General features: G+C 44.6%; 15 protein-coding genes and 1 pseudogene. 9 read left to right on the top strand and 7 right to left on the bottom strand.

The features are described 5' to 3' along the window. Nucleotides 1–5: 5 nt before the first annotated feature. Nucleotides 6–350 (bottom strand): plasmid mobilization protein, encoded by a 345-nt coding sequence (locus RF007C_RS06590; RefSeq protein ID WP_037298461.1) that lies wholly within the window; start codon nucleotides 348–350, stop codon nucleotides 6–8. A 524-nt stretch (nucleotides 351–874) separates the two neighbouring features. Here RF007C_RS06590 and RF007C_RS06585 point away from each other — a divergent pair. Together RF007C_RS06585 and RF007C_RS16945 are read left to right on the top strand one after the other, a co-directional pair. Next, complete coding sequence (locus tag RF007C_RS06585) at nucleotides 875–1,213, top strand: hypothetical protein (protein ID WP_037298459.1); 339 nt, start codon at nucleotides 875–877, stop codon at nucleotides 1,211–1,213. 437 nt (nucleotides 1,214–1,650) lie between these two features. Further along, entirely contained in the window at nucleotides 1,651–3,282 is a 1,632-nt protein-coding gene (locus RF007C_RS16945) for a recombinase family protein (protein WP_082316719.1), read from the top strand. Nucleotides 3,283–3,699: 417 nt separating this feature from the next. On the opposite strand, the pseudogene RF007C_RS18190 reads toward RF007C_RS16945, so the two are convergent. Continuing rightward, a pseudogene (locus RF007C_RS18190) lies at nucleotides 3,700–4,383 on the bottom strand (SNF2-related protein); the annotation flags it as partial. A gap of 2,898 nt (nucleotides 4,384–7,281) precedes the next feature. Here RF007C_RS18190 and RF007C_RS06570 point away from each other — a divergent pair. From RF007C_RS06570 to RF007C_RS06550, 5 genes are all read left to right on the top strand, one after another. Further along, nucleotides 7,282–7,836 (top strand): RNA polymerase sigma factor, encoded by a 555-nt coding sequence (locus tag RF007C_RS06570; RefSeq protein ID WP_037298455.1) that lies wholly within the window; start codon nucleotides 7,282–7,284, stop codon nucleotides 7,834–7,836. Next, nucleotides 7,823–8,917: a hypothetical protein gene (locus RF007C_RS06565; RefSeq protein ID WP_037298453.1), complete on the top strand. Its 1,095-nt coding sequence runs from the start codon at nucleotides 7,823–7,825 to the stop codon at nucleotides 8,915–8,917. The genes RF007C_RS06570 and RF007C_RS06565 overlap by 14 nt, the downstream gene beginning before the upstream one ends. A 66-nt stretch (nucleotides 8,918–8,983) precedes the next feature. After that, on the top strand, nucleotides 8,984–11,089 hold the full coding sequence (locus tag RF007C_RS06560; protein ID WP_037298451.1) for a dockerin type I repeat-containing protein: 2,106 nt from the start codon (nucleotides 8,984–8,986) through the stop codon (nucleotides 11,087–11,089). Nucleotides 11,090–11,530: 441 nt separating this feature from the next. Next, nucleotides 11,531–12,091, top strand: coding sequence for an RNA polymerase sigma factor (locus RF007C_RS06555; protein WP_037298449.1), 561 nt, complete (start codon nucleotides 11,531–11,533; stop codon nucleotides 12,089–12,091). Continuing rightward, on the top strand, nucleotides 12,078–13,043 hold the full coding sequence (locus tag RF007C_RS06550; protein ID WP_037298447.1) for a hypothetical protein: 966 nt from the start codon (nucleotides 12,078–12,080) through the stop codon (nucleotides 13,041–13,043). Before RF007C_RS06555 ends, RF007C_RS06550 begins: the two co-directional genes overlap by 14 nt. 193 nt (nucleotides 13,044–13,236) lie before the next feature. Here the strand turns inward: RF007C_RS06550 and RF007C_RS06545 are convergent, their stop codons facing one another. From RF007C_RS06545 to RF007C_RS06535, 3 genes are all read right to left on the bottom strand, one after another. After that, nucleotides 13,237–13,449, bottom strand: coding sequence for a hypothetical protein (locus RF007C_RS06545; RefSeq protein WP_037298446.1), 213 nt, complete (start codon nucleotides 13,447–13,449; stop codon nucleotides 13,237–13,239). Nucleotides 13,450–13,585: 136 nt separating this feature from the next. Continuing rightward, nucleotides 13,586–14,929, bottom strand: coding sequence for a relaxase/mobilization nuclease domain-containing protein (locus tag RF007C_RS06540; protein ID WP_430344441.1), 1,344 nt, complete (start codon nucleotides 14,927–14,929; stop codon nucleotides 13,586–13,588). Between the two features lie 5 nt (nucleotides 14,930–14,934). Further along, nucleotides 14,935–15,279: a plasmid mobilization protein gene (locus RF007C_RS06535; RefSeq protein ID WP_037298443.1), complete on the bottom strand. Its 345-nt coding sequence runs from the start codon at nucleotides 15,277–15,279 to the stop codon at nucleotides 14,935–14,937. Nucleotides 15,280–15,829: 550 nt separating this feature from the next. Between RF007C_RS06535 and RF007C_RS06530 the strand changes: the two genes are divergently transcribed. Both RF007C_RS06530 and RF007C_RS06520 read left to right on the top strand, forming a co-directional pair. Next, nucleotides 15,830–16,159: a hypothetical protein gene (locus RF007C_RS06530; RefSeq protein WP_037298441.1), complete on the top strand. Its 330-nt coding sequence runs from the start codon at nucleotides 15,830–15,832 to the stop codon at nucleotides 16,157–16,159. Between the two features lie 418 nt (nucleotides 16,160–16,577). After that, complete coding sequence (locus tag RF007C_RS06520; RefSeq protein WP_037298439.1) at nucleotides 16,578–18,227, top strand: recombinase family protein; 1,650 nt, start codon at nucleotides 16,578–16,580, stop codon at nucleotides 18,225–18,227. Here RF007C_RS06520 and RF007C_RS06515 read toward each other — a convergent pair. Both RF007C_RS06515 and RF007C_RS18025 read right to left on the bottom strand, forming a co-directional pair. Beyond that, nucleotides 18,203–24,283, bottom strand: coding sequence for a YodL domain-containing protein (locus RF007C_RS06515; protein ID WP_037298437.1), 6,081 nt, complete (start codon nucleotides 24,281–24,283; stop codon nucleotides 18,203–18,205). The genes RF007C_RS06520 and RF007C_RS06515 overlap by 25 nt on opposite strands. Then, a complete protein-coding gene (locus tag RF007C_RS18025; RefSeq protein WP_037298435.1) occupies nucleotides 24,284–26,266 on the bottom strand; it encodes a DUF4316 domain-containing protein in 1,983 nt (660 codons plus the stop codon). Nucleotides 26,267–26,308 lie beyond the last annotated feature (42 nt).

Below are 26,308 nucleotides of genomic sequence, written 5' to 3'. Positions count from 1 at the left end.
ATATTTCAGTGATGCAAGTTCATCAACTGAGATTGAAAATATCTTAGTGGTTGCCAGAGCTGATTCACCTCCTCTCGGAGTGCGGCAATATCTTGGGGATAGACATTTCCGCCGCTGTTGGCTCTGACAGCAACCTGATTGCAGTTGTTGGAGATCGTTCTTGCAAGTCTCAGCAGTTCTTTCATCTCAAAATCGTTAAACTTTACGATGTAGCCCTTGAAGATCATGTGCCGGAAGAAGTCGCTCCGAGACTTCATTCCGCTTGCATTGAACTTGCGGTTGAACGCTTCGTATTCATCGTCACTCAACCTGACCTGAATACTGTGTGTTCGTCTTGTTTTGTTGCTCATGTTTTCTACGATCCTTTCGTTTCTATAATTGCGGGGTTTTAGGGGCGGCAGCCCTCTAACAAGCAGTGCATTGATGTACTCAAATCTCGGATTTGTAGTGCAGCTATGCCGTGCTTGCTAATTGAGTTAGCCCCTGTGGGGCTATGTTTCATCTGAGCCTGTCGGCTCTGTATATTTTCCTCACTTTCATGTGAGGAATTGGAGCGTCAGCGACTATATTTCTCTGTGTCTGATCGCTCTGCCGCCGTCCTTATGATTACTATACTGGAAAATTCTTAAAAAGTCAATGAAGTGAATTTCTGCCATTCGTCAAAATGACAGTTGGCAATACTCGGATTTTACGGGGGTGCGACGGGGGTAAGAACGGGTAGGGTTGATTTTTCCGTGGGAACAAATCGAAGCTCCGTGAAAAAAAGTTTGTCTGGTATGCCAGTAGATTTTTAATAGGATTGCGCGCTATAATTGGGATAGAAAATGGAGGAACGGAATAATCCATAACAGGAAGCGAGGTGATAACCATAGTGATGAATATCGAAAAGATTGCTGAGAACGATCGCAAGATCGAACAGCTCACCAAGAACATCAAGCGTGATACCGAAAAGCGCAAGAAGCTCATGGAGGAGAACAGCCGTCTGCGTTACAATGCACTTCTCGAACAGTTCAACTGTGAGGAGCGTGAACTGCTTGATATTATCAGACAGGAACATGACCAGGCTGAGATGCTCAAGGCAAGCGGTGTCTCTGAGAACGATCTTTATGATCTCTGCGATAAGAAAAGCACAGCTCACGGCTCTGCCTCTGTTCATGAGGATCAGATGACGTTCTACGATCATGAGGATAGCGACGATGAGGACAACGACTGATATGCAATTCCCCATAGACAGGGGCAAAGATTTTTCAGAACATAGACAGCAGGAAGTTTGAAAATGGAACGAGCTGTCGGAAAGGATAATGCAGAACGACAAACAACACAACTGCCGTAGATAGAGAGAAGGCAGGCGTAAAAACAATGCAGGAGATGGATGAGCTTTACAAGGATTGTCCGACTCACACTAACACCTACGATGTAGAAGGTGTTCAGCATAAAGTGGTCAGTCACTTTATAGGTCAAAGGGATATTAACGATGTGATGATGGACTATGCGTTCAGCCGTGTAGTCAATGAAATGTTACATCGTGTACCTTGCTTTGATACGGAGTAAATTTTTTTCTCAAATGCTATTGCTTTTTCCGATATGGCGCGCTATAATAGACTCATATTGGAAAAGGCTGCTTTGGATATGGCAGGAAAGGAGTTTATGATGATACCAAAGCAGACCGAATACAAAGTGGGAATGTACCTCCGCTTGTCCCGCGATGATGAGCGTGTGGGAGAATCCCTTTCTATCGAAAACCAGAGAACCATTCTGACGAAATACATTGAGGACCAGCACGGGTGGACGCTGTATGACGAGTATGTCGATGACGGCATTTCAGGAACTACGTTTGAACGTCCGGGCGTTCAGAGATTGCTTGACGATGCGAAAAACGGCAAGATCAATCTTATCATCTGTAAAGACCTCTCACGTTTCGGAAGAAACTATATTCAGGTCGGTCAGTACACGGATTACATATTCCCGATGTACAATATCCGCTTCATTGCCCTGAACGATAATATCGACACGGCAAAGTCGGACAGTGCTTCAATGGATATGATGCCGATCATGAATGTTTTCAATGAATGGCACGCAGCCAATACTTCAAAGAAGCTGAGAGCAGTATTTGAAGCTAATGCAAAGTCGGGAAAGTATAAGACGAACTATCCGCCTTACGGATATATCAAAGGCACGGATAAGAATTGTACGCCTATCGTTGATCCGTATTCCTCGGAGATCGTCCGCCGTATTTTTGAAATGAGGGCGGCAGGCTACAATGTAAAGCGTATAGTTGATATTCTCAACTCTGAGCATATCCTTGTACCGTCCGACTACTATTACCACACTATCGGAAAGCCGAATCCTTACTGTACTTCTCACCTTTGGGGAGTGTCTGCGGTAAAGCGTATACTTCGCAATCCCATATATCTCGGACACCTGATTCAGCTCCGCACGACAACCGTGAGCTATAAGAATCATAAGACCGTCCGCCGTGACGAAAATGATTGGGCGATCACTGAGAATAACCATGAAGCGATCATCTCGCAGGAGCTATGGGACAAGGTTCGTGAAGTCGATGATTCGGTAAGCAACGGCAAGTCCTCCAAGAACGGTATAACAATGCCGTTATCGGGGCTGTGTTATTGCTCGGACTGCGGTTCTAAGATGAAGCAGAACAGCAATATTCACTGTAAGACAAAGCCTTGCTACACTTGCGGTAAGTACAGCCGTTTCGGGAAAGAGTATTGTTCATCGCACACGATAAGGCTTGAACTGATAGAGAGCCTTGTGCTTCAGGACATACAGCACCAGATTGACTTCGTTATGAATGAGCCTGACGTAAAGGCAAAGCTCCTCGCTTACAAGCAGGGCGAATACGCCGTGCAGGACAGCTCGGATAAGAAAAGGCAGCGCGATATAGTAAAGCGTATCGACGAGCTTGACGGGCTTATTCAGAACGTGTATGAAGATAAGGTCGCAGGCAAAGTCCCCGAAAAGGTATGTATCGGACTTCTTGAAAAGTATCAGACTGAAAAAGATAAGCTGACCGCTGAACAGGACGAGATGAGAAAGCGTTCCGAAGCAACACGGCAGGACGAGCGTGACGTTGACGAGTATATCTGCCGTATGAAAAGCTACGCAGGAGCGCAGAAGCTCACCCGTGAGATGGCACTGGAGCTTATTGAGTACATCAAGGTCGATGCTCACCCAGGACACCGCAACCTTCCGAGAACGATCCACGTCTTTTACAAGCTGATTGACAAGCCGCTGACCAATAAAAGAAATGCCCTCGAATGATCGGGGGCATAAAAAACAACTATTGAACCTTCCATAATTGCTGTTGATATTATCAAAGAGGTCAGATTTCTGCTTTTCTGTCTTGGCATCATGAATATAGGCAATCTCCTCAGCAGGAATACCTTTGGCAATAAGTTTGTCACGAATATCGTCGTAAACGCAGAAGTCGCATTCTTCTTCAAGGGATTCGACCTCAGCGATAGACTTCTTATCTTTAGCATCATCGGCATCTTCGCCTTCAACAGTTGTTTCACCTGATGATTTGTGCGGTACACCCAAATCGCAGAAAATGATCTGAGTGAGCTTGTCTTCAGCCGTTTCAGCGTGGATACGGGCTACGTTCTCCACGCATTTATTCAGCTTTGTTTCGGGATTGTCCTCAAATAACGGATCAATAAGACGGGGATCGAGTCCGAGTTTACGTCCGTCCGAGGTTATCTTGAGCATATTGTCGATTGTAGGATCGACGTTTCCACTGTTTATAGCATCAGCTCTGTCGGAAAGCTCCTGGACAAGCTCCTGCTGAAAAGGAGTAGCATCAACATTGACTACCTGATAATCGCAGTCAGGAACATCAAGTTTCAGCGTATCTGCTGTACGAATGTCAGCGACCTGCTTGAACATACTCATAAGCTCCGGCAGACCTGTGTAGTTTGCAATACGGGTACGTTCCTTGAAACCGTTGCCCGCAGGCTTTAACTCCCAGTCTGTCTTTTGCTCACCGAACACCGCAACCCAGTTGTCGAAGTGCTGTAAACCGTGATCGCTCAAAAAGTCGTATTCGAGGTATCGCATCATAGTGTGCAGCTCTGTAATGGAATTGCTCAGAGGTGTGCCTGTTGCGAAAATTACGCCCTTACCGTCAGTCTTTTCATCGAGATAACGGCATTTGAGGAAAAGGTCAAGAGCCTTTTGTGAAGCTGAATTTGAAATTCCGGCTACATTCTGCAATTTTGTGCTTACGAACAAATTCTTGAACTCATGAGCCTCGTCAATGAAAAGCCTGTCCACACCGAGCTGTTCAAAGGTCAGGGTATTATCCTGATTGACCTTTTGTAGTTTATCAAGCTGTTTCTGCAAGCTCTTACGGCTGCGTTCCATAGCTTTGATCTGAAACTTTGAGCCTTCGCTCTTTTTAAGTTCTTCAATACCACGCAGAATATCATCGATCTGAGCCTGAATAGTCATAACCTGACGTTCCTTTGAAACAGGTATCATACCGAGCTGAGAGTGACCGATAATAACCGCATCATAGTTGCCCGTAGCGATCTTAGCGAATAACTGCTGTCGGTTCGCTTTCTGAAAGTCCTTTTTGGTAGCGACAAGGATATTCGCACCCGGATAGAGCTTCTGAAAATCGTCACCGATCTGTTCAGTCAGGTGATTTGGAACGGCAAACAGCGATTTTGTGCAAAGACCAAGCCTTTTGCTCTCCATCGCTGCCGCTATCATCTCATAGCTCTTGCCGGCACCAACGCAGTGAGCAAACAACGTATTACCGCCAAACATAGCGTGTGCAATAGCGTTCTTCTGATGATCGTGGAGTTTAATATCCGTTGTCATCATAGGGAAAGCAAGTGCAGAACCGTCATACTCACGGGGACGAATACTGTTGAACAGCTCATTGTAACGCTCCACAATAGCTTCACGTCGAACGGAATCTTTGAAGATCCAAGCCTTGAAAGCCTTGCGAATATCTTCAGCCTTACGCTGTACTACACGGGTAGCATCTATATCAACTACACGTTTTTCCTTTGTATCGCCCAATCCGTCAGGTACTTCGATAGCCTTATAGATCTTCGGCTCCTGAAGGTTCATGATATGCTCCAAGATGTCATAAGCGTTCATCTTGTGAGAGCCATACTTCTGAGTAGCAAGCACCGATCTGTCGGAACTCTTGTTGCTGATATGAAAAGAATTTGCAAGTGCCGAGTATTCCACGGTTATAAGTGCAGACTTGTTCCAACGTGCAGACGGACTGTCACTCCGCTGATATGCTGGTGTCTGCAACAGCTCATACATGAACTGTTCGTAATACTTAGGATCGAGCCAAGCGGCACCGACCTTTATATCAATATCTCCGGCTTTTAATGGTTCAGGCATTGCTTTTTTTAGAGCAGATACATTGATATTGAAATCAGCATCATACTCAGCAACTTCCTCAGCTTCACGGAGCTTCTTGCGAATATCGCCCGAAAGGTACTCCGAAGCTGTCTGATAGCCGTTTTCTGTATGGGGAACTTTGAATATCTCACCCGTAAGGTCGTGCTTCAGCTCGTCCTCAGAAAGACCTGTCAGACGGCTCATGTACTCAAAGTCCACTCTTGCTTTTTCTGCAACAGAGAGCGTAAGAGCTTCGATAGCCGTTTCAACGTGATCGACAGCCTTCGGCGGCATAATGGTACGCTTCGTGAAAATATCCGATTTTTCTTTCAGCTCAGTCTTATCATAACTCTTTTCCAAGCCTGCCACAAGGTTATATGACACATCTTCCGAGAAGTAACGCTTGTTTGTCTGAGAGTGTATAAGCCCGTATTTCTTGTAAAAATCGTCATAGACCTCATTCAGTTTTGCCTGTAAATCCTTGATTACGCTGTCAGGTTTGTCAAGCTCCTGAGCTTCTATCAGCTCTCTTGTCAGGTCACGCAGTTCAATAAACGCCTTGAAACGCTTGTGCTGTGCCGTTGTCTTATCAAAACGGAACTCGCAGGCGGTATTGTTTTTCTTGAAGAAAATCTGATCGTCTGAGATAAAAAAGCTGTAATTACGCAGATTTGACGGTATCTGTACCTGTTCGCCCTGGGCTGTCTTTGCGTAAACATCACGCCCTTTATCGTGGCTGATCTCCGCAGACAGCTTTCCGACAGCTTCATGAAGTGCTGTTTTCAGGTCAAAGCCGTCCTCAGCAACAACCATAGTACCGCTGCCGTAGAGCTTGTTGCCCTCGATAACAGTACCAAGCACCATATCAGGGTGCTGTTCAAAATACTTGTTGACAGGCAGACCTTCGGCAGTTTCACCGATATGTACCCAATCGGGAGTATCGAGCATTTCAGAAACGGACTTGCGCTCATGTTTTTGCAGGAAGATAATATCCGTGGTCACTTCCGTACCTGCATTATCCTTGAAAGCACCGTTCTTTCCGCCCGGCAGACGAATAGCACCGATGAAATCAGCCTTATCCGCTAACATCTGCCTTGTAGCTTCATCACGCTTGTCAAGTGTTCCTGCCGAGGTAACAAAAGCGACAATACCGCCGTCCTTGACCTTATCAAGAGTCTCAGCAAAGAAATAATCGTGCAGTTTTGTAGTACCGTGAACAGAGTCCACGAAGCCAAGTTCACCGAACGGAACATTACCGACGGCTACATCAAAACAGCCGTTCTGATAGGTGTTCTGCTCAAAGCCCCTGATAGATACTTCTGCATCGGGGTAGAGAGCCTGAGCGATACGTCCCGAAAGGCTGTCAATCTCTACACCGTAGAGATGAGATTTTTTCTGCATATCTTCGGGCATACGTCCGAAAAAGTTTCCGATACCCATTGCAGGTTCAAGAACATTACCTCCGTCAAAGCCGAAGTTGCCGAGAGCTTCATAAATACCGTCGATAACCGTAGGAGAGGTGTAGAAAGCATCGTTGACCGAAGCTCTTGCCTGACGGTATTCTTCGGGAGTAAGCAGCTCAGAAAGCTCCTTATATTCAGCGGCCCACTTTTCATCATTCTTGTCGAATGTCAAATATCCATTAAGTAACCCCAACAGCAAGCAGAGCTAAATTCGATAATAGAAGCTAAGCAAAAAGCAGAGTGAGCTAATGATAAGCCCACCCTGCTTTTTCTATATTGCAATTCAGCTAACTTTATGATATAATATTTGTGCAGACCTTACAAACTTGACGAAATTGCAGATTTTTTTCAAATTTTACTTCGCCATTTTCGGGGAAAATGGTACTAATAAATGAAAGGGTAAGATAATACCCTTGAGAGGAGGATTCCCCACATGGATAACGGTGAAAGTAGCTACCGCCGTTTCCTTGCGGGCGACAATGAGGGGCTGTATGAGATCATCTGTACCTACCAGACAGGTTTGATACTGTATCTGAACAGTTATGTCCAGAATATCCATACAGCAGAAGATATGGCGGAAAGTACATTTGTAGAGTTGATGATAAAGCGCCCGAAGTTTTCAGGCAAAAGCTCGTTCAAAACGTGGCTGTATGCGATCGGACGTAATATAACCGCAAAACACCTCCGAAAGCTAACAAAACTCAGTGTCGTTCCGTTGGAATCGCAAGAGTATCTTGCTGATGAGCAAAATGTTGAAATAGACTATATAAAAAGCGAACAAAAGCGTTTGGTTCATCAGGCTTTACATAGTTTGAAACTGGAATATCGACAAATCCTATATCTGATTTATTTTGAAGGTTTTAACAAAGAAGAAGCAGCCTTAATTATGAATAAAAGTGAAAGGCAGATAAAAGATTTGTTGTTTAACTCCAAGAAAGCATTAAAAGACGAGCTGGAAAGGAGGGGCTTTGAATATGAAGAATTATGACGAAATGTATCAAAGTGTCCTCTCCAAATATGACGAGTATCTGGAAAAGAAAAAGAAGCGTATCCGCACGATTAGGCGTACAGTTCCTGTTTTAGCTTGTTTCTGCCTGACTATTGCTTTGGGTGTTGGGTATTGGGATCATTTCAAGAATCTCCCACATATCCCCGTACAGCCAAATATAATTGAAGAACCCACAATCGAAACGCCTGATACTACTACGTCAACAGCTGCTAACACGACCGTCAGCTCAGTGACTCCGTCTGAGCCAGCATCTACAACTGCGGCTACCACTAACTCGCAGACCGATCGTATGACCACTACAGCAAGCGAACAAACGCAAACTGTGACAACAGTGGTTACAGATGCTACTGAAACACCTACAACTGAACAGGTTGTAAAGCAGACCGAAACACAAGCTCCTGCGACTACTCCGTCAGTTACATATACGCAGCCTGTAACTGAACTGCCTGTTGTTACAACTGAGGAAACACCCACAACAACGGTCATTGCCAATATCAAAGAGATAAAATTCGGATATGATGATGGCAGTGATATTGGTGGACACCATAAGGAATCAGTTTCGCAGAAAATTATAATGAAATGTATGTCTTTCTGTGAGCTTAGTGAAACACTCACAGTTGAGGTTGCTATGGCAGACGAAAGCCTCCAACCAATCTTTTATGATACCGCTCCTGATTATGAGTATAGGATTTATGCTTGTAATCCACAGAATCACAAGGATATAGAGGATGAAAAGTTTATTGCAAACGAACAGTCTAAAGGGTATAAACAAAAATACCTAAGTGATGAAGCTACAATGTTTGACATTAACGGAGATGAAAAGAACTATGATCTCTATCATCAAGAGACAGCAATAATAGACTTTTCCAATTATGAAGTCGGAGAGTCAGGCTGTATCGCATTTGTTTTTTTAGCCGTATACTCGGAGGATCCCCTTCAGCCGTCGTATATGGGTTCAGAACAGTATATGTATTATTATGTAGGTGAAAAAGGTACATCAATCAGCAATCTCAGCATCGAAGATGCGATAGAGAATTATCAAGCTGTAACGATGTCATGACAGAAAGGAGCTGAAAGTCATATATTTGTAAGCAGATAGTTTTATCAATAAAAACGAGGTGATTTTATGAAAAAGAAAATTATGGCTATGCTCGCTGCAACACTGTTTTGTGCAACAAGCTATTTAAGTTGTGCAGCAACAACTGTGGCAGCAGATTCAAAGGATGAAAACTCTTCGTCTGTTACTACATTGTTCATGGGCGATGTAAACGATGATGGCTCTTTCAATGTTGCTGATGTTGTGTTATTGCAGAAGTGGCTTTTAGCAGTTCCTGATGCGGAACTTACTAACTGGAGAGCTGCTGATTTCTACTGGGATAATAGGATTAATGTTTTTGATCTCTGCCTTATGAAGAGAGCTTTAATTGAGAAACTGGATATTGATCCTATTGATGATCCTGAGATTTATGAGTTGCTTTTCGGATATTACGATCCAAATTATAGCAAGGAGTTACCAACTCAGAGACTTGCTTTAAAATGCAAGTCCTTCTGCGAGCTTGACGAAACACTCAAGATAGATGTGGCAATGGGCGATATGTTTTCCTATCAGCAAGAACATGGAGGCTATCCGACTTATGATACTCCAGGTCACGCTGAATATGGAGCTTATGCCTGCGATGACGGTAACTATAGCAAGATCGAGAATGAAAAGTTGACAATCAACGGAGAAAGCAGCGAATACAAGAAGGTTTATTCCAAAGAAGAGATGGAATCTCTCGATATTAGCGGTAAATATGATGACTACGGTTCATATCATCACGAAACTGCTGAAATCGACTTTTCAAACTTCAAAACAGGCGATTCCGGAAGTATCGTATTTTATTTCCATTGGGTATATGATGAAGAAAATCCGTATAACCCATCAAGCAATATATCCGGAATGAGCAAGATAGTTGGATACTATGTCGGCGAAAAAGGTGTTGTTATCGGTGCGGGTGCAGAAGATGCTAAAATTAGATACCAGTCGCTCTTTGGTTCATTACCTGACGAAGGCAGTGAAGGTGAAGAATTGCAATTTGGATATAACGATGAAAACTCTGGCAAGCCTTTGCCGACTCAGAGACTTGCATTAAAATGCAAGTCATACTGTGATCTTGGTGACACACTAAAGGTAGATGTAGCAATCGGTGATACATATTCTTATCATCAGGAATTTGGTGGTTATCCCACTTATGATACGCTCGGACACGCTGAATATGGAGCTTATGCCTGCGAGGTCGGTAACTATAATAAGATTGAGAATGAAAAGCTGACAATCAACGGAGAAAACAGCGAATACAAGAAGATATATACCAAAGAAGAGATGGAATCTCTTGATATCAGCGGTAAATTTGACGATTATGATTCATATCATCACGAAACTGCTGAAATCGACTTTTCAAACTTTAGCATTGGTGATTCAGGAAGCATTGTATTCTATTTCCATTGGGTATATGATGAAGAAAACCCGTATAACCCGTCAAGCAAAATCTCCGGAATGAGCAAGATAGTGGGATACTATGTTGGCGAAAAAGGTGTTGTTATCGGTGCGGGTGCAGAAGACGCAAAATTAAGATATCGGGCTATCTTTGGTTCATTATCTGATGAAGATAATGAAGATGAGAAAATACAGTTCGGATATTACGATGAAAACTACAGCAAGCCTTTGCCGACACAGAGAATCGCAGTTCAATGCAAACCTTCTTGTGATCTTGATGAAACATTTAAGATTGATGTAGCAATGGGTGATATGTATTCCTATCAGCAGGAACACGGGGGTTATCCGACTTATGATACCCTCGGTCATGCCGAATATGGAATTTACGCTTGTGATGCAGGCACTTATAAAAAGGTCGAGAACGAAAAACTGATTATAAACGGCGAGGCTTCTGAATATAAGAAGATTTATTCAGAAGAAGAATTGGGCTCACTTGATATCAGTGATAAAGTTGCCGACTACGAAGCATATCATCACGAAACAGCGGAAATCGACTTTTCAAACTTTGAAATAGGCGATTCAGGAAGTATCGTATTCTATTTCCAGTGGGAATATGATGAAGAGAACCCATATAACCCATCAAGTAATATCTCTGGAATGAGTATGATAATTGGATACTATGTAGGTGAAAAAGGTGTTGCAATCGGGGCAGGCGCAGAAGATGCTCAATTAAGATATCAGTCTATCTTTGGCTAATTATCTGTTAATGATATACATCAAGTCAAAGAAACAACCAATAATAACAAATATAGTGGGACAAATCAGATGATGCTGTACCTGTATAGTAGGTGTCAGCAACAATGATATTCACAGCGACCTCTGAGAACGATTCTTAGAGGTCGCATTTTTATACGACAAATTATCCAAATAACCATCACACAAGCACTTCTCAGGGCTTTTCTTTTCAGGCGGTTAGTTTTCCGCTCCGAAGGCTGGGACGGCTCTGAGAGGCTTTACCGTTCCTCATGAGAGCCATTTCACCTTGACAGTATTATTCAAAAGTGATAAAATTATAATAGCAATCACAGCACATTGCACAAACTTCGTATTTTTTCAAAATCTCGCGCGTAGTTCCCCCCATTTTCTTCGTGTAATAAGTGAAAGCACATGAAAAGGCTTTCAGAAAGGAGCTTGTCAATGGACAACGGTGCAAGTAGCTACCGCCGTTTCCGTGACAATGGTGACCAAAATGCGCTCGTCGAGATCATAAGGGACTATAAAGACGGTTTGATCTTATACCTGACAAGCATTGTCGGGAATGTTCAGACAGCGGAAGAACTTGCAGAGGATACCTTCGTTCTGATCGGTACGAAAAAACCGAAAGATAAAGGAAAAGGCTCGTTCAAAACTTGGCTTTATACCATTGGCAGAAATGTTGCGATAGACTATCTTCGGAAACATTCAAAACATATTGAAGTTTCTATTGACGATAATGCTGATCTTATCAGCGATGAAGATGCGGTTGAAGCAGAGTATATCAAAAAGGAGCAAAAAATCACAGTTCACAAGGCTATGAGAAAACTTGCACCTGAATATCAACAGGTATTATGGCTGATATATTTTGAAGAATTAAGCAATAAAGAAACTGCAAAGATTATGAAGAAAAGCGTCCGTAGTGTAGAGTCCCTTCTATATCGAGCGCGCAAATCACTGAAATCACAACTTGAAATGGAGGGCTTTGATTATGAAAAATTATGAAGACATGGCTAAGGATGTACTACATCGGATTGATGAGTACGAAAACGAAAGAAAAATGAAGCGTGCCAAGATGACTAAGGTCGCTGCCTCGGTTACACCTGTATGTGCGGCAGCAGTTGTCGGCGTTGGTTTGTGGAAGGGCGGAGCATTGACTCCCCATAACGATCAGCTTATCGCCAGCACTGTAGAATCAACAGCATCTGATGTGATACTATCTGTGGACAACGATACATCGGCTGACAAGCATTCTGCAAACAACAATAATGCCGATAGAAACGGTGAACCCACAACTTCAGTATCTGCAACAGATCGGCAGACAGCAACTGCGGATACCACTATTCCTCGTGTAACTGAGAACGGCAAGAATGTAGTCGATGGCAGCGGAGCAGATAATGCTTCTGTTGAAGCAAATACTCCTGTGGCTGATGACAAGAGTTCGCCTGTATCGGATAATAATGAAAACACTAACAATGAGTCACAGAGAGCAACAGATTCCCCTGCGGTGCAGACCGAAGCTCCTGTTCAGCAGACTACTCCGCCTGTTCAGCAAACAGAACCTGCCACACAGAGCGTTCCCACTGAAACTGGCAATCCTTCTGAAGATAATCATTCGCCAGTTATATACTTCTGTAAATTGGAATGGAATGGTCTCACATTTTGTGTTAATGATCAGGTAAATGCCACAGCATACACAAGAGATCAGTATATTGGAAAAGTCAGCGAATTTGAAGGCGTTTATAGCGACGCTTATGGTTATCCTATAAATCCTGCCGATAGCGTTTATACAACGACCGAAAATGTTTACGTTCTTCTTGTAATTAAAGCTGACGGTACAATAATTGCAATGACAAATCCTGCATACTCAGATGGCGTAGTATACAGACCGCATACTGAGGATGTGCCTTACGAAGATGTGCAAAACTACAACGGCGGTTTTCAGGCATTTAACTAATGGCTGAAACGGCTGATTTCAGTACTCTAAACAACTGAATACACAGGCAACAGGCACGGAGAACGCTCTCCGTGCCTTGTTTGTTTTCAGGTGATAGGTTTATCCGCAATCATCACGGACGACTCTGAAGGACATTTTCGTTCGTCTGAGGCAAAGCAAAAGGCTCTGCAATTCTGCAAAGCCTCTATGCTGATTATTCGTCCTCGTCTGAACACTCCGACAGTCCATGTGTGAGCTGAATATATACGCACTCTGCTCGGTCACGCTCCTCGCCCTCTGTGGTCATCATGAGTTCAAGGAAATATGCCTTTGCCTGTTCGTAGTCCGTCCAGACCTCATGCTTGCCGTTGCAGACAGTCGTGACCTTGCGTGTTCTCGGCATCGCCAACTCAGGAATTTTCAACATAAAAGCACCTCCGAAAATGTATTGTAGCTATATTATACTCCGCACCATTTCCGTAGTCCAGCATATCGGGATAATTGTAATCATTCTTGTGCAAGGCGCAGCAATATCGCAAAAATCCCCGGTGCAATGCGCTGTATTATTCAAGGTCATTCCGATTTCTTTTCTTTTGCTGATCACGGCGCTGCTCCTGACGCAGGAATTCTTCTATCTCTCTTGATGCTTCGGACAGCTCTCTCGCTTTCTGATCGGCAGCCTTGTATTCAGCATTTTTCTGTGAACGCTGGGCGGTAAGGACTTCGATTTTCTTTTCGAGATTCTCAGCGGTTGGGGTATGCCCGTTCGGATACCATTTCAATATTTCTTGTGTAAGATCATAGTATTCCTGAAGGGAACCGCTGTGATCTTTTTTATATTTTTCCTTTTTCCGACCTTCAAGTGCCTTGAATTCCTCATGGTATGGTCTGACTTCACGAAGTTTTTTGATCAGCTCTACTTTCTCCTCACACTCCCTGATCTCTTTAGCAAGGGTGTTGAGCTCCTGTACAAGTTTTACCCTTTCACTGAATGCGGAAACTGCGGCAATTTTAGCTTCATCAGCGGTCACACCATACTTGGTAAGAATGTTTATCGCCTTGCTTGTGAGCTTCATATTCTCACGGTCGATAGCATCACGGATAAACTTGTTTTCCTCTGCTTTAGGTGTGATGACCTTGACTTTTATTCTCGGCACATACATCATTCCACCGATATACTGAGCAATACGCTTCTTGATCTGCTCAGTCTCATAAAACCAGCCCAATGTTCTTGCACGGGTGAACCTTGCTCTCGGATTGCGTTCCTTCTGCTCCGCAAGCATAAATTTCAGGTCGATCTTATGGTCGGGATCATACTCGACAAGCACTCCGAAATCGGCGCATTTGGCAAGGAAGTCCTCAAAGTTTTCGCTGACCTTGATAACCTGATCTATCGCATATTTCAGCTTTGCTTTCCACGATAGCCCCTGTCGTGTCATATCCCACTCCCAATGAGACTTACCTTTGCCCATTTCAGGACGCTCGATAACAAAAAGATGGTGCCGCTTACATACCTCATCGGTGATGTTCATGAGCTTCTGAAATGACCTGTCCTGCTTTGTAGTCCTGCGGTTCTCATGGGTTTCAAAAGTCCTGCCGTCGATGCAGTTAGTATTATTAAAAACCACATGAAGGTGCGTATGTTCCTTGTCGATATGGCAAGCCATGAAATACTGATACTCGCCTTTAAGGAACTGCTCGCATATCTCCTGACCGAGCTGTAAGGCTCGTTCGGGAGTGATCTCACCGGGTTTGAAGCTGACGATGAAGTGCTGGGCGAGGACGGTGCTTCTGCCTGTTCCGTTCGCACGTATTTCTTCATAGTCACGGTGAGCTTGTTCGGGATCAGCGCTGCACCCTTGCGTGAAAATCAGTCTGCCGTTATCCGTCTTTTCGGGATTGGCTATGTATTTCAGTGATGCAAGCTCATCAACTGAGACTGAAAATATCTTAGTGGTTGCCAGAGCTTCTCCACCCCCTCCCTCAAAGCAGAAATATCTTCGGGGTAGACCTTTCCGCCGCTGTTGGCTCTGACCGCCACCTGATTGAAGTTGTTGGATATGCTCCTCGCAAGTTTCAGCAGCTCTTTCAGCTCGTCATCGTTGAACTTCACGATGTAGCCTTTGAAGATCATGTGGCGGAAGAAATCGCTCCGAGACTTCATACCGCTTGCCGTAAACTTGCGGTTGAACGCTTCGTATTCCTCGTCACTGAGCCTGACCTGAATACTGTGTGATCGCTTGGTTTTGTTGCTCATGTTTTCTGTTTTCCTTTCTATTTCTAATTGCGGGGTTGTAGGGGCGGCAGCCCTCTGCCAAGCGGTGCATTGGTGTACTCAAATCTGTGATTTGTAGTGCAGCTATGCCGAGCTTGCGATTTGTGTTAGCCCCTGTGGGGCTATTTTGCATTTGAGCCTGTCGGCTCAGGTGGTTTCCTCACTTTCGTGTGAGGAATTGGAGCGTCAGCGACTATATTTCTCTGTGTCTGATCGCTCCGCCGCCGTCCTTATGATAACTATACTGGAAAAATCCTGAAAAGTCAATGAATCGGATTTCGGGTATTCGTCAAAATGACAGTTGGGGGTTTCTATGCACTCAAGGTATCGTAACACCCCCATAACTGTCAATCTTTGAAAATTGGACTGCTTCGTTTTCGGGCTGTGTTGAGAAAAGTTTGTCTGGTATGCGAATAGCTTTTTTTGAAAATATCCAGTACAATTAGTGTAGAACTTAGGAGGAATGGAGCTTCGGCTCCTACATAGAGATGCTGTTACAATTTTCCGAGAGAGAAAGAGAGGTGAAAATCGTATGGCTATCTATCTTGAAAAGATCGAGGAGAACAACCGGAAGATCGCTCAGCTTGAAAAGAACATCAAGCGTGATACTGAAAAGCGTAAGAAGCTCTTGGAGGATAATCGTATGCTGAGCTACAACGCTCTCTGCGAACGCTACAACTGCGGTACGCAGGATCTGCTTGACATCATCATGCGTGAACATGACCAGGCTGAGATGCTCAGGGCAAGCGGTGTGTCGGAGAACGATCTGTTTGATCTCTGCGACAAGAAAAGCTCAGAGAACGGCAAACGCTCCGGCGATGATGCCGATGAGGACCAGATGTCGTTCTATGATAATGAATGATGGGCTTACAATGAAGTAAGCGTTTCCCCGTAACCATTCGGGAAGATTTTTAAGGACAAAGACAGCGGGAAGTTTGAAAATGGAACGAGCTGTCGGAAAGGATAGTGTTATACGAATAACAACAGCACTGCCGTAGAGAGAAAGAAGGCAGTCAATGTGAGAACGAAACAGGAGCAGTATAAAGACTGCCCGACACGAACAACGGTGCAAGTCATTGACGGCTGCCGTTACATCGTGCATAGTCATTTCGTCGGGGAGAAAGACCTCGATGAAGTCATGAATAGACTCGCCGTGGATGCCGCTTTGAACGAATCGGAAACGGCTTAAAAGATTGCAGAAAGGTATTGCCAAATTCGGTATATCGCGCTATAATAGATATATCGAATTTGGTTCTGCTTGCACGGAAAGGAGTTTATTTATGGCAAAGCAGACCGAAAACAATGTAGGTATTTATCTTCGCCTTTCAAAGGAAGATATGCTTGAGGGCGAGTCGCTCTCTATCGAAAATCAGAAAATGATCCTGACCAAATTTGTGCATGACAAAGGTTGGAATCTTGTTTCTGAGTATGTGGACGATGGTTATAGTGGTACTGATTTTGACAGACCGGGCATACAGCGATTGCTTGCAGACGCACAGCTCGGAAAGATCAATATCGTGGTGGTAAAAGACCTCAGCCGCTTCGGTCGTAATTATATCGAAGTGGGCCGCTACATCGACTACATTTTTCCGATGAACAATATTCGCTTCATTGCTCTGAACGATAATGTGGATACCGCTGACCGCAGCAGTGCGGCTCTCGACATGATGCCGATCATCAATCTGTTCAATGAGTGGCACAGCAGTTCCACAAGCAAGAAGATCAAGGCTGTATTTGAAGCGAGTGCAAAGGCTGGCAAGTATCTCGGCGGTCGTGTCCCTTACGGTTACGATATGGGCGATGATCCGAATCATCTGCCTGTCATCAATCCCGAAACCGCACCTGTGGTGAAACACATTTTTGAGCTGCGTTTGCAGGGACTCAGCCAGAGAAAGATCGCTGACCGTCTGAATGAAGAAGGTATCCTCTGTCCCTCAGAGTATTATTATCAGCGACAGGGCAAGGAGAATCCGCTGAACTGCCGGAAACTCTGGAACAGACCTGTTGTTAATGAGATGCTGCACAATCCCATGTATCTCGGAAACTTGGTACAGCTTAAAACGACTACCGTATCTCATAAGAACCACAAGCTCATCAAGAAGGATGAATCTGAGTGGGTGATCGTTCCGAACACACATGAAGCGATCATCACGCAGGAAGAATGGGACAGATGCAGGGAGATCGACGAGGAACATTCTATCGGCAGACGCACGAAAACGGGCGATACCAAACCGTTGTGCGCATTGATGTACTGTGCTGACTGCGGTTTCCGAATGAAGTTCTCTCGCAATCAGAAGATGAGAGGTGTCACAACAGGTAATCCGCATCAGATCATTGTCGGCTCTTACAACTGCAACACTTATTCGCAGTATGGTAAGGAAGTCTGCCCCACGCATTATATCAGCCAGCGTACTATTGAGCAGATCATTCTTGATGATATTCGCTCAATGATGCAGCTCGTTGAAGAAGATGAAGCAAAAGCGAGAAAGCTGTTCCTTGCAAGAAAACAGAAACAAGAGAGCCAGCAGATCTCCTCGGACAAAGAAAAGCTCCGCAAGGCAAAGGAGCGCATTGCAGAGCTTGACGGCTTGATGCAGTCGGTGTATGAGGATAAGGTGTCGGGTGAGATCTCAGCGAGTATGTGTACAAAGCTCCTGAGCAAATATGAAGCGGAGCAGAACGCTCTCACGGCTGAGGTGCAGGAGATCGAAACAAGACAGCTCGCTCAAAAACAGGACGAACATGATGTGGACGAGTACATCTCACGCTTAAAGCGGTTCAGGAATGCGGAATATCTCACCAGGCAGATGTGCCTTGAATTGATCGACTCCGTTACGGTTGACGAGTTCGAGAGGGGCAAGCAGGAGCGTGATATTCACATCTATTACAAGTTTATTGATAAGGGCTATACGGGTAAGTCCGACGAGTAACATATGGGGTTACTTTGTGGCTGGCTGACAAAAGCCTTAGATAAAGCACCCCAGCCGACGTATTTCGACAAGGTTTCTTTTTCCTCAGCCGTTGCAGGACGCTTTTCAGCTTCAACAGCTTTCAATGTTCTTATAGCCTCAACATTTGCTCTAAACTTTGTCTTTGCTCCGCCGTCACCGAGGTTATCATCAGTAATAGTGAAATGATCGCCCTTGTCGGTTTCAACCGCAGGGGCTTTTTCCATAGGAGAAGCATTCGCTGTTGAGACAGAAGGTTCTGCAATATCCGCCTGAACTTCGGCTTCGTGCTGTTCACGCTCCAAGCTGTCAATGAAGTGAAAACTCATGAGCATATCACCGTTATCGAGCCGTGATGTCATCTCAGCTCCGTCAAAGCTCCAGTTCTTCGCCTTATCGAAATCCATGTGACGATCTTTGCCAGTAGGTTCACCGTTTTCATCAAGCGTTCTGGAAGTGAAATCAACGGAGTTGACACCCGTAACAATACGGCGTTCTCCGATACATTCAGGACGGAGATGATCGGTTATCTCAAACATCATACCTGGTTTGATGGTTTTTCTGAGCTGAGAGAGGTTCTTTACAACAGGCAGCGTATCAGATGTCTTAATTTCTCCTGACTCTGTCTTTGTTTTGCCTGACACCTTAGTTTCTTCTGTAATATCAGGTTTTTCAGGTGCAGGCTGTTCCTTTTCGGGTTCAGCCTTTCCGATGTATTCAAACAGTCCGCTGTTGAGCAGATAATCATTACTGAGATTTTCAGTGATCTCAAAAGCTCCGCTTAATCTCTTTACGGTACATTCGTTTTCATAATACGGTAATGCACCTGTCAGCGAAATAACTTCCGAAACCACGCCAGTAGCCTTGTGGCGAAATCGGTCACCGATCTCTATCTTGTACGGCTCAGGGTTTTCCTCTGCGGCTCTTTCTGCTTTTATTTCCTGCCACATTTCTTTTTCATTTATAGAAAGATAGGCGTTATCTCTGAGATGCTGTTCAACCATAGCAGCAACATTGTACCAGCTATGACGAAACTTTTCTCCATTTTCAAAAGTGAAAGTTATTCCTTTGCTGTTATAGTCCACAAGAGAAATGTTACCTTCACCGCTGTGCCCACCAGTACCATATTCTTTTTTCAGAAAATCAGCCAGTTCCTGTGTTGTAGGGTGATTTGGCTGAGAACGACTTTTTTCATAAAAATCCTGTACCCGGAACTTTCCGTGAACAAAACCTGTGCCGCGTTCTATTTCCGCTGCAAGGGCAACATAAACTTGCACACCGTCTACAATCGGACCTGGTGCAAATTCGGACTTTGGCTTTTTAGTTTTCCTCTGCTGTATAGGCTCAGGATCACCGAACAACGTGAGCTGTTCGCCATGAACTTCTGGCATCTCCCAAAACGGAACGTCAGCGTTTTCGTCACGCTGAATGTCTGCAATAACATCATCATCGGTAAATAACGGCTTATCAATAGCAGATGTGTATTCGGTAATGGTCAGAAGCCCAAGCGTATAGGCAAGGCTATCAAGCTCTGACTTGTGATTATCATAGGTATCAACTGTGATAACACCCTCGGCATTATCAATAAGTACAGTAGCTCCGAGGGAAAGTGCCTTGTCCTTGATTTCAGCGAGACTTTCAGCATCGCCTTTGTATTTCAGAGTGATTGCCTGAACATCATCGGCAGGAGAAGGAATATCCTCAACCTCAGAAGCATCGCTCATAAGTGTGACAGGCTGTTCTTCCTTTGCAGTATGACGGTCAATTACTTCATCAGGAACGGAAACAAGGTCAGAGAAATCCAGTCCTGTCAGACCGTTCTCAATCATATCTTCAATGCTGTCATACTGCTCTGTATCGAATACCTCGCCGTCAAATTCGTGAGTGATCCTGTAATCCACAAGGTCAGCCGAAACCTGAACAGGAAGTTCATCATCGGTGAGGGTAGTATAGGCAAGTCCAATATTATGAAGATCGGAGAAATCGGCTTCGTCATTATATTCGCCAACACAGAAATCATTGATAAGGTTCTTGGCTTTTTCAAGCGGAGACATTTCTACTTTTTCTTGATTTTCTATTTCTGCTGTCTGGCTGGCTTTTGAAAGAATTTCAAAGCCCTTTTCCTCCATATCCTGCTGCCAGCCGTCATAGGCAAGTACATCGGAAGTGCTGAGAAGAATACCGCCATAATCGGGAGCATCAAGGTCTTTCAGGGAAATACTCTTGTCGCTGATCTTCTCGACTTCACGGCGAGCGCCGTCATACATGATAACGTCACCGACAGCAAGATCGGACACCTTTGCGGTTTCAGACTTCTCCTGAACAAGCTCTTTTTCAAGAAAAAACTCAGGCATTTCCACAAAACCATAGCTGTCACAGAAATACGCTGTATCCTTTCCGTCAATGGAAATGACGATAACATCAGAAACGGAGAGGGAGTGACCGCTGAAATCTTCGGGGTGATCAATATTGAACTTAGTGAACAGGGATTCAAGCGTATCATTTCCCTTGAAATCATCAACTGTATCTTCATATACAAGCTGATAATCTTCAAGATTTAGCTGTACACCGTCACGCTTGAGCTGTTCCATACTCTCAAAGCGGATACCGTGATACTTATCCCCGTCAGGAAGCTGATAGATATGATACTTAGCCGGAGTCTTTTCTGTATCATCAAGAGTGCGGATAGGGTTCTGTTCCTTGAAATCCTCAAAGATACGCTGTTCTTCCGCAGTCAGCTCAGAATGTGCTTCAAGGAAAGGAATGAAAATGTCAAGCATTCTCTGCGCTCTTTCCTTATATTCCGGCTGATTGAATGGGTACTGCGTATATCCGAGAATACCCTCGTTATAGGTGCGGATATGGTCAATCAGCGAACCTCCGCCCGTTCCTTTGCCGTCACCAATATCAAAGCGACCGTCATAGTTGAACTCCTCGCCGTCAATAACCGCAGTTATGCTGAAATCGGTCTTTTTATACCAACCTGCATGAAGCTCCTCGATGTTACGCTCAGAGTGCTGTTTATCATCAAGATACTCCATAACAGCATTACCGAGAGCAAAACTGCAATCGGGGTGAGCCTGGGCGAAATCGTGAACGATGTCACTTTCGCTTACCCATTTATCACCGTCACCCTTACCAAAATGGAATATCAGGTTGTCAGGCTGTTTTTCGGGCTGTTCAGCTTCAAAGCTCACATGATACTTTTCCTTTGCGATGATTGCAAATACCTGTTCGGTCTGCACTTCATCACCGAGAATGTCATGGAGAGCCTTCTTGATACGATTAAGTTTCGGCTGATTATCGCCGTTTTCCCAACCGTGCATAGCTGCGCCGTCAAAAGCGGTAATAAGGTCAGTTATCTTTTCATCGGTAATATCGGGAATAGCTTCATATAAATCATCACGCACCCACCAAAATGCAAGATCGTCAAATTCCTCATGGATACGGTCAATGAAAGCCTGTCCGATCTCCTCAAAAGAAACAAAACGCTCCATACCGCCGAATGAGCAGTTATATCCGTCCTCAGTCCTCTCCAAATGCAGGGAGTGACGGAGGTTTTCAGCATAATAATAGGTACGGTCAGACATTACGCCCTGTTCAAAGACGAATTCAATATCAGATGAATTGCCGTCCTCTAAAAGACCGAGAGCGAGATCACGGCGAATATCATCACCCTGATGATAACGCTGGGCGAGGTCATAGAACTCAGGTTCACTCATGTGATAACCGAAAGCGGCCCTGTCATTAGGCTTGTGATTATCAAGATACCCACGTTCAAACAGCGGATACGCCATATCCTCCCATTCATCGGAGGACGGAGTGCGCTCTGCAATGAATTTTGCAAGGTCAGCCTTCGGGAACAGCACTTCTTCCTCAGTAGGAACTCTGTTTGCGTTCTCTCTGTCGATAACAGCCTGCTTATGGGCAGTCAGGAAGTCGGCAACATCGGATTCCTGCAAAGCATTATGCAGAATTTCATCGTATGCCTGAATATCCTCAGCCGTGAAAGTCTCGTCAATGCTGTCGATCTGTCCTCTTGTAACGTCACCGACAAACATAGCTGTTATCGCAGCTCGCTGTTCATCAGAGAAATCGTGCAGAGAAAAGAAGTCTGAAAGCTCGATACTGCGGTCGAAATTGCTCTTTGCTTCAAGCATATCGGTGAGCTTACTGTTTTCGCCGTATCGTTCAGCCGGAGCCTGAGCGATATATGCGTTGACAAGGGATAGCATCTCACCGAACTGAGCATCGTCATAACGCTTGTCGAAGAAATCAGCAAGGTTAAGTTTCATATCTTCAACCGCAAGGCGATGAACAACAGGAGAAAGAGCCACATTCTGCTCCATTGTCAGACCGAGGTCAGCCATACTGCGGAGCATATTTGTTTCACGGACAGCGTTCTCCAATGCTCTGTGAAAAGCAGGAGCGTTTTCCTTATCGACTGCAAAAGCAACCTTACCGTCACGGGCAACAGCATGATAATTCACACTTGTTTCAAGGAAAGGCTTGACTTCCTTGAACTGCTCAGGAGTGAGCTTTGACATATAATAATGGGTATCACGGTTTGCACGATACTCACGATTGCCCACTGGCTCGCCGTGTTCGGGGCTTGCGAACTGCTTACGCATATTTACAACAGAGTCCCTGATATTGCGGACGGTATAAAGGTCAGCGTGAGAAACTGTAAGCGTACCTTTGCCGGACGGATAAAGTCTGCCCGAAAACTGAATGCCTTGCTTATCCATGATCTCAGCCATTTTGAGAATAAGGTCACGGTCAGCGGACAGATACTCCTTGTTCGGGATATATCTGTACTCGGCATTACCGATGATATTCTTTTCAGGTGGAGAATAAGGCTTTCCCGATTTATATGGTTCAAGATCGGGAGTGTCTGCAATACGCTTAAACCATTCTATATCCTTATCATTGATCGCCATAACGACGGAATTATCACGGGCATAGCCGTAATAGTTGATGCCTGCATTTTCAAGCTGTTCCTGCAGCTTAGGGTAATCGTTGATACTTACGGTGACAAGGCTTTTATCTCTGTTTTCTGTTGCCTTGTTCCACATTTCGTTGCCGTAATACAGCATATTCTTGTTGTCTGCCTCCTTTATATCAGTCTCATGTTCTACAGCTTTTGGTATGCCCCGAAGCATATCATTCCAGTCTTTATATGTATCGGGGGTTGAGATACGCTTCATATCGGGATACTGCTCCATGAGCCTTCGGGCAAAATCATTGCCTGCGGTATCATTATCGGAGCAAAGGAATACATTTTCGGGCTGGATATTATGACGGAGCATTGTATCAAGCACGATGTTCGGCTTTACGCCCATCATGGAAACAAGCCTGCAATCTGTCAGCTCCTTATCGTGCATTTGCAGATAGGAGAGCATATCTATCGCACTCTCAAAGAAAAAAGCCTTTTCTCCTGTGCCGCGGACAACCTCAAAGCCGTGACCGCCTGCCGAACCTGTCATGATGCCCTTGAATTTATGCTCAGTAGAAGTGCCGACCTTTTCAGCACCGATGACTTTTCCTTTATCGTCATAGTATTTGAAAAGTACATTGCCTGTCTTTTCTTCCTGAGAGATAACGCCCTGTTTTACAAGTGCGGAAAGCATATCATAGTCAAGCCCTCTGGTCTTGCATAGATACGCAAACACACGCCTGCAATTATCAGCTTCGGCAAGGGAAAGCTCCCTTGCCGATACTGTCTGAGGTTTATGTTCGTATGAATGGGAAGAGGTATAGGTGCGGTCAATGTGTTCACCCGTGAGTGCTTCAACGGCATCAACAAAGCTCATACCCATGTATTCACGGAGAAAGCCGATATTATCGCCGCCTTTGTGTTCACTGAACCTGAACCACTGACCACGTTCACCCGGACCGTTATCCCTGATATGAAGGCTGTCATGTTCTTTCCAAACGTATTCCTTGCCGACACGCTTCAGATCAAAACCGTGTGCCATAAGGAACTGCGGAAGATTGACGCAATTAGCCCTTTCTTTTTGTTCTTCTGTTATCTTCATTTACTCTAACCCCTGATTATCTCTCTTTCTTGTCTGAGGTTTTTCGGGTGAACTCTTTTGATGCTTCACTCTCTGAGCTTCTTTTCGCATCAAACTGCGGGATATAAAAGCCTTTCCGCCGTCTTTCTTTGAAACAGCAGACTTCTTATGAGTCTGCACTTTTTCCGTTTGCTGATTGACACGCTCCTGTTCGGGGAGAACCTTTGAAGAGTCAGAATTTACGAACTCTACGGCTCTTTCACCCTTGACAGCACTTTCAATCTGCTTGTATGCTTCGGAGTTATCCTGTGATACAGTAAGTGCTACCTCGCCATTCTTGCAGACAACTGCGGAATACGGGATCTTTTGCTTAACAAGCTCCGTAGCAATGCTATGGGCAGTTTTTCTCGGTTCAAAACGTGTGAAACGCTGTTTATATGAAAGTGAAGCATAGTATTCAGGATTCACTGTCTGAAACCTGCCGTTTTTGCCGCCTTTTTCAGCGTTCTCCTTAACAGCCTCAGTATGTGCGATTTTTCCGATAGCGGAATACATCACATCATTCAGAACGGAAACATCGTTCTTTGATACAACTAAGCTAACATTATCTTCGCCCTTAGTGGCGGCAGAATACGCAACTCCTGCCATTGTAAGGGCAGACATGACCTCAGCAGCCTGAGCTTCTGTCATTGTTTCAAAATGACGTTCATTTCTCGGCAGTTCATTGTAGTAAGCAGAATTGATCCTGAAACCGCCGTCATCGGTAAGGACAGCATCACCGTTCTCAATCATAGCTGACAGCCAGTTATCGGCTTTGACTTCATCAGAAACATCGAGCATTTCAAGCTGTTTCTTCATCTTTACAAGTTCCTCGGCAGCCGAAGCACGAACTTCATCTGAAACAAAAGGATTATCCGCAAGGCTCTCCATATTTCTGATAGCATCGGTAAGCTCTGTCTTTGCATTGTCTTTATCAGTCTTTGAGCCGTTGTTGATGATACCGTCGATCATGTTATAATCATCTTCCATCTGCATTTCTGCATTTGCAAGTGGCTGAATACCGAGCTGATCGGCAAGTGATGCGACCTGAGACTTATCAAGCGTTTCGACCTTGTGGGCGGCCGTGATAGTCTGTTCCGACAGTTCAGGCGTTGAAACAGTTCCGTTATCGACCATTTCACCGAGCTTATCACTTGTCAGCTTCATGGCAGCATCAAGCTCATCGTTAGTGCGTTCACTGAAATAATGTGAAGACCTTGTAAGTTCGGTTATCTTCATATCCAACTGCGTAATACGCTTGCTCAGAGCATTTATCTTGTTCTGAATACTGAACTTGTCCGACATACTTGTATCAGATCTGTTATATTCAGCCATCAGATTATTCTTCTGTGATACAAGTGCGTCCCTTTTGTCGGTAAGGCATTCTTCGTTTGCTTTGCCAAGCCTGTTCATGGCATCGGCAAATGCTTCACGACGCTCCTTGTTGAAGCCGATAGAAAAGCTCTTTATTGCATCATTAAGGGCTATGACACGGTTAAATTTGTGTTCGATACGGTCACGCTTTGCAGATAGCTGACTAATCTTATCCTCACAGTTCACGAGTTTCTGAGTTCGGTTCGGAATCTTGTTATCACGAATATCCGCTATCTTTCGTTCATTGCTTTCGATAAACTTTCGGACGAGAGGAATATTACCGAGTGTTGCTTCAAGCATACGGTTCTTATCCTCAAGCCTGTCTGCTTTATCGGAAAGCCTGTCGATAGCCGCCTGATGCTTTGCTATCTTATCCTGATTGGTTGCAATCTTGCCGTCGATCGTATCAATACGGCTCTGATGACGTTCAGCCTTAGCGTTCAGAAAAGGAAGAAGTTTTCCCGACTTCTGAACGCTGGTCTCGTCCTGCTGATGTTCCTGTTTCGCTGTCTGCTGTTTTCTCAGTTCCTCCTCAGCATCGGCAACGGGTTCGGAGGTCTTGCGGGTATCCTCATTATCCTGTACGGGCATAGGCTATACCTCACTTTCTACGCTTGATGATAACTACAACTG

This window comes from Ruminococcus flavefaciens 007c (genome assembly GCF_000571935.1).
In the GTDB taxonomy this organism is placed as follows: Bacteria; Bacillota; Clostridia; order Oscillospirales; family Ruminococcaceae; genus Ruminococcus; species Ruminococcus flavefaciens_F.
This window is presented reverse-complemented; position numbering and strand designations above follow the sequence as displayed.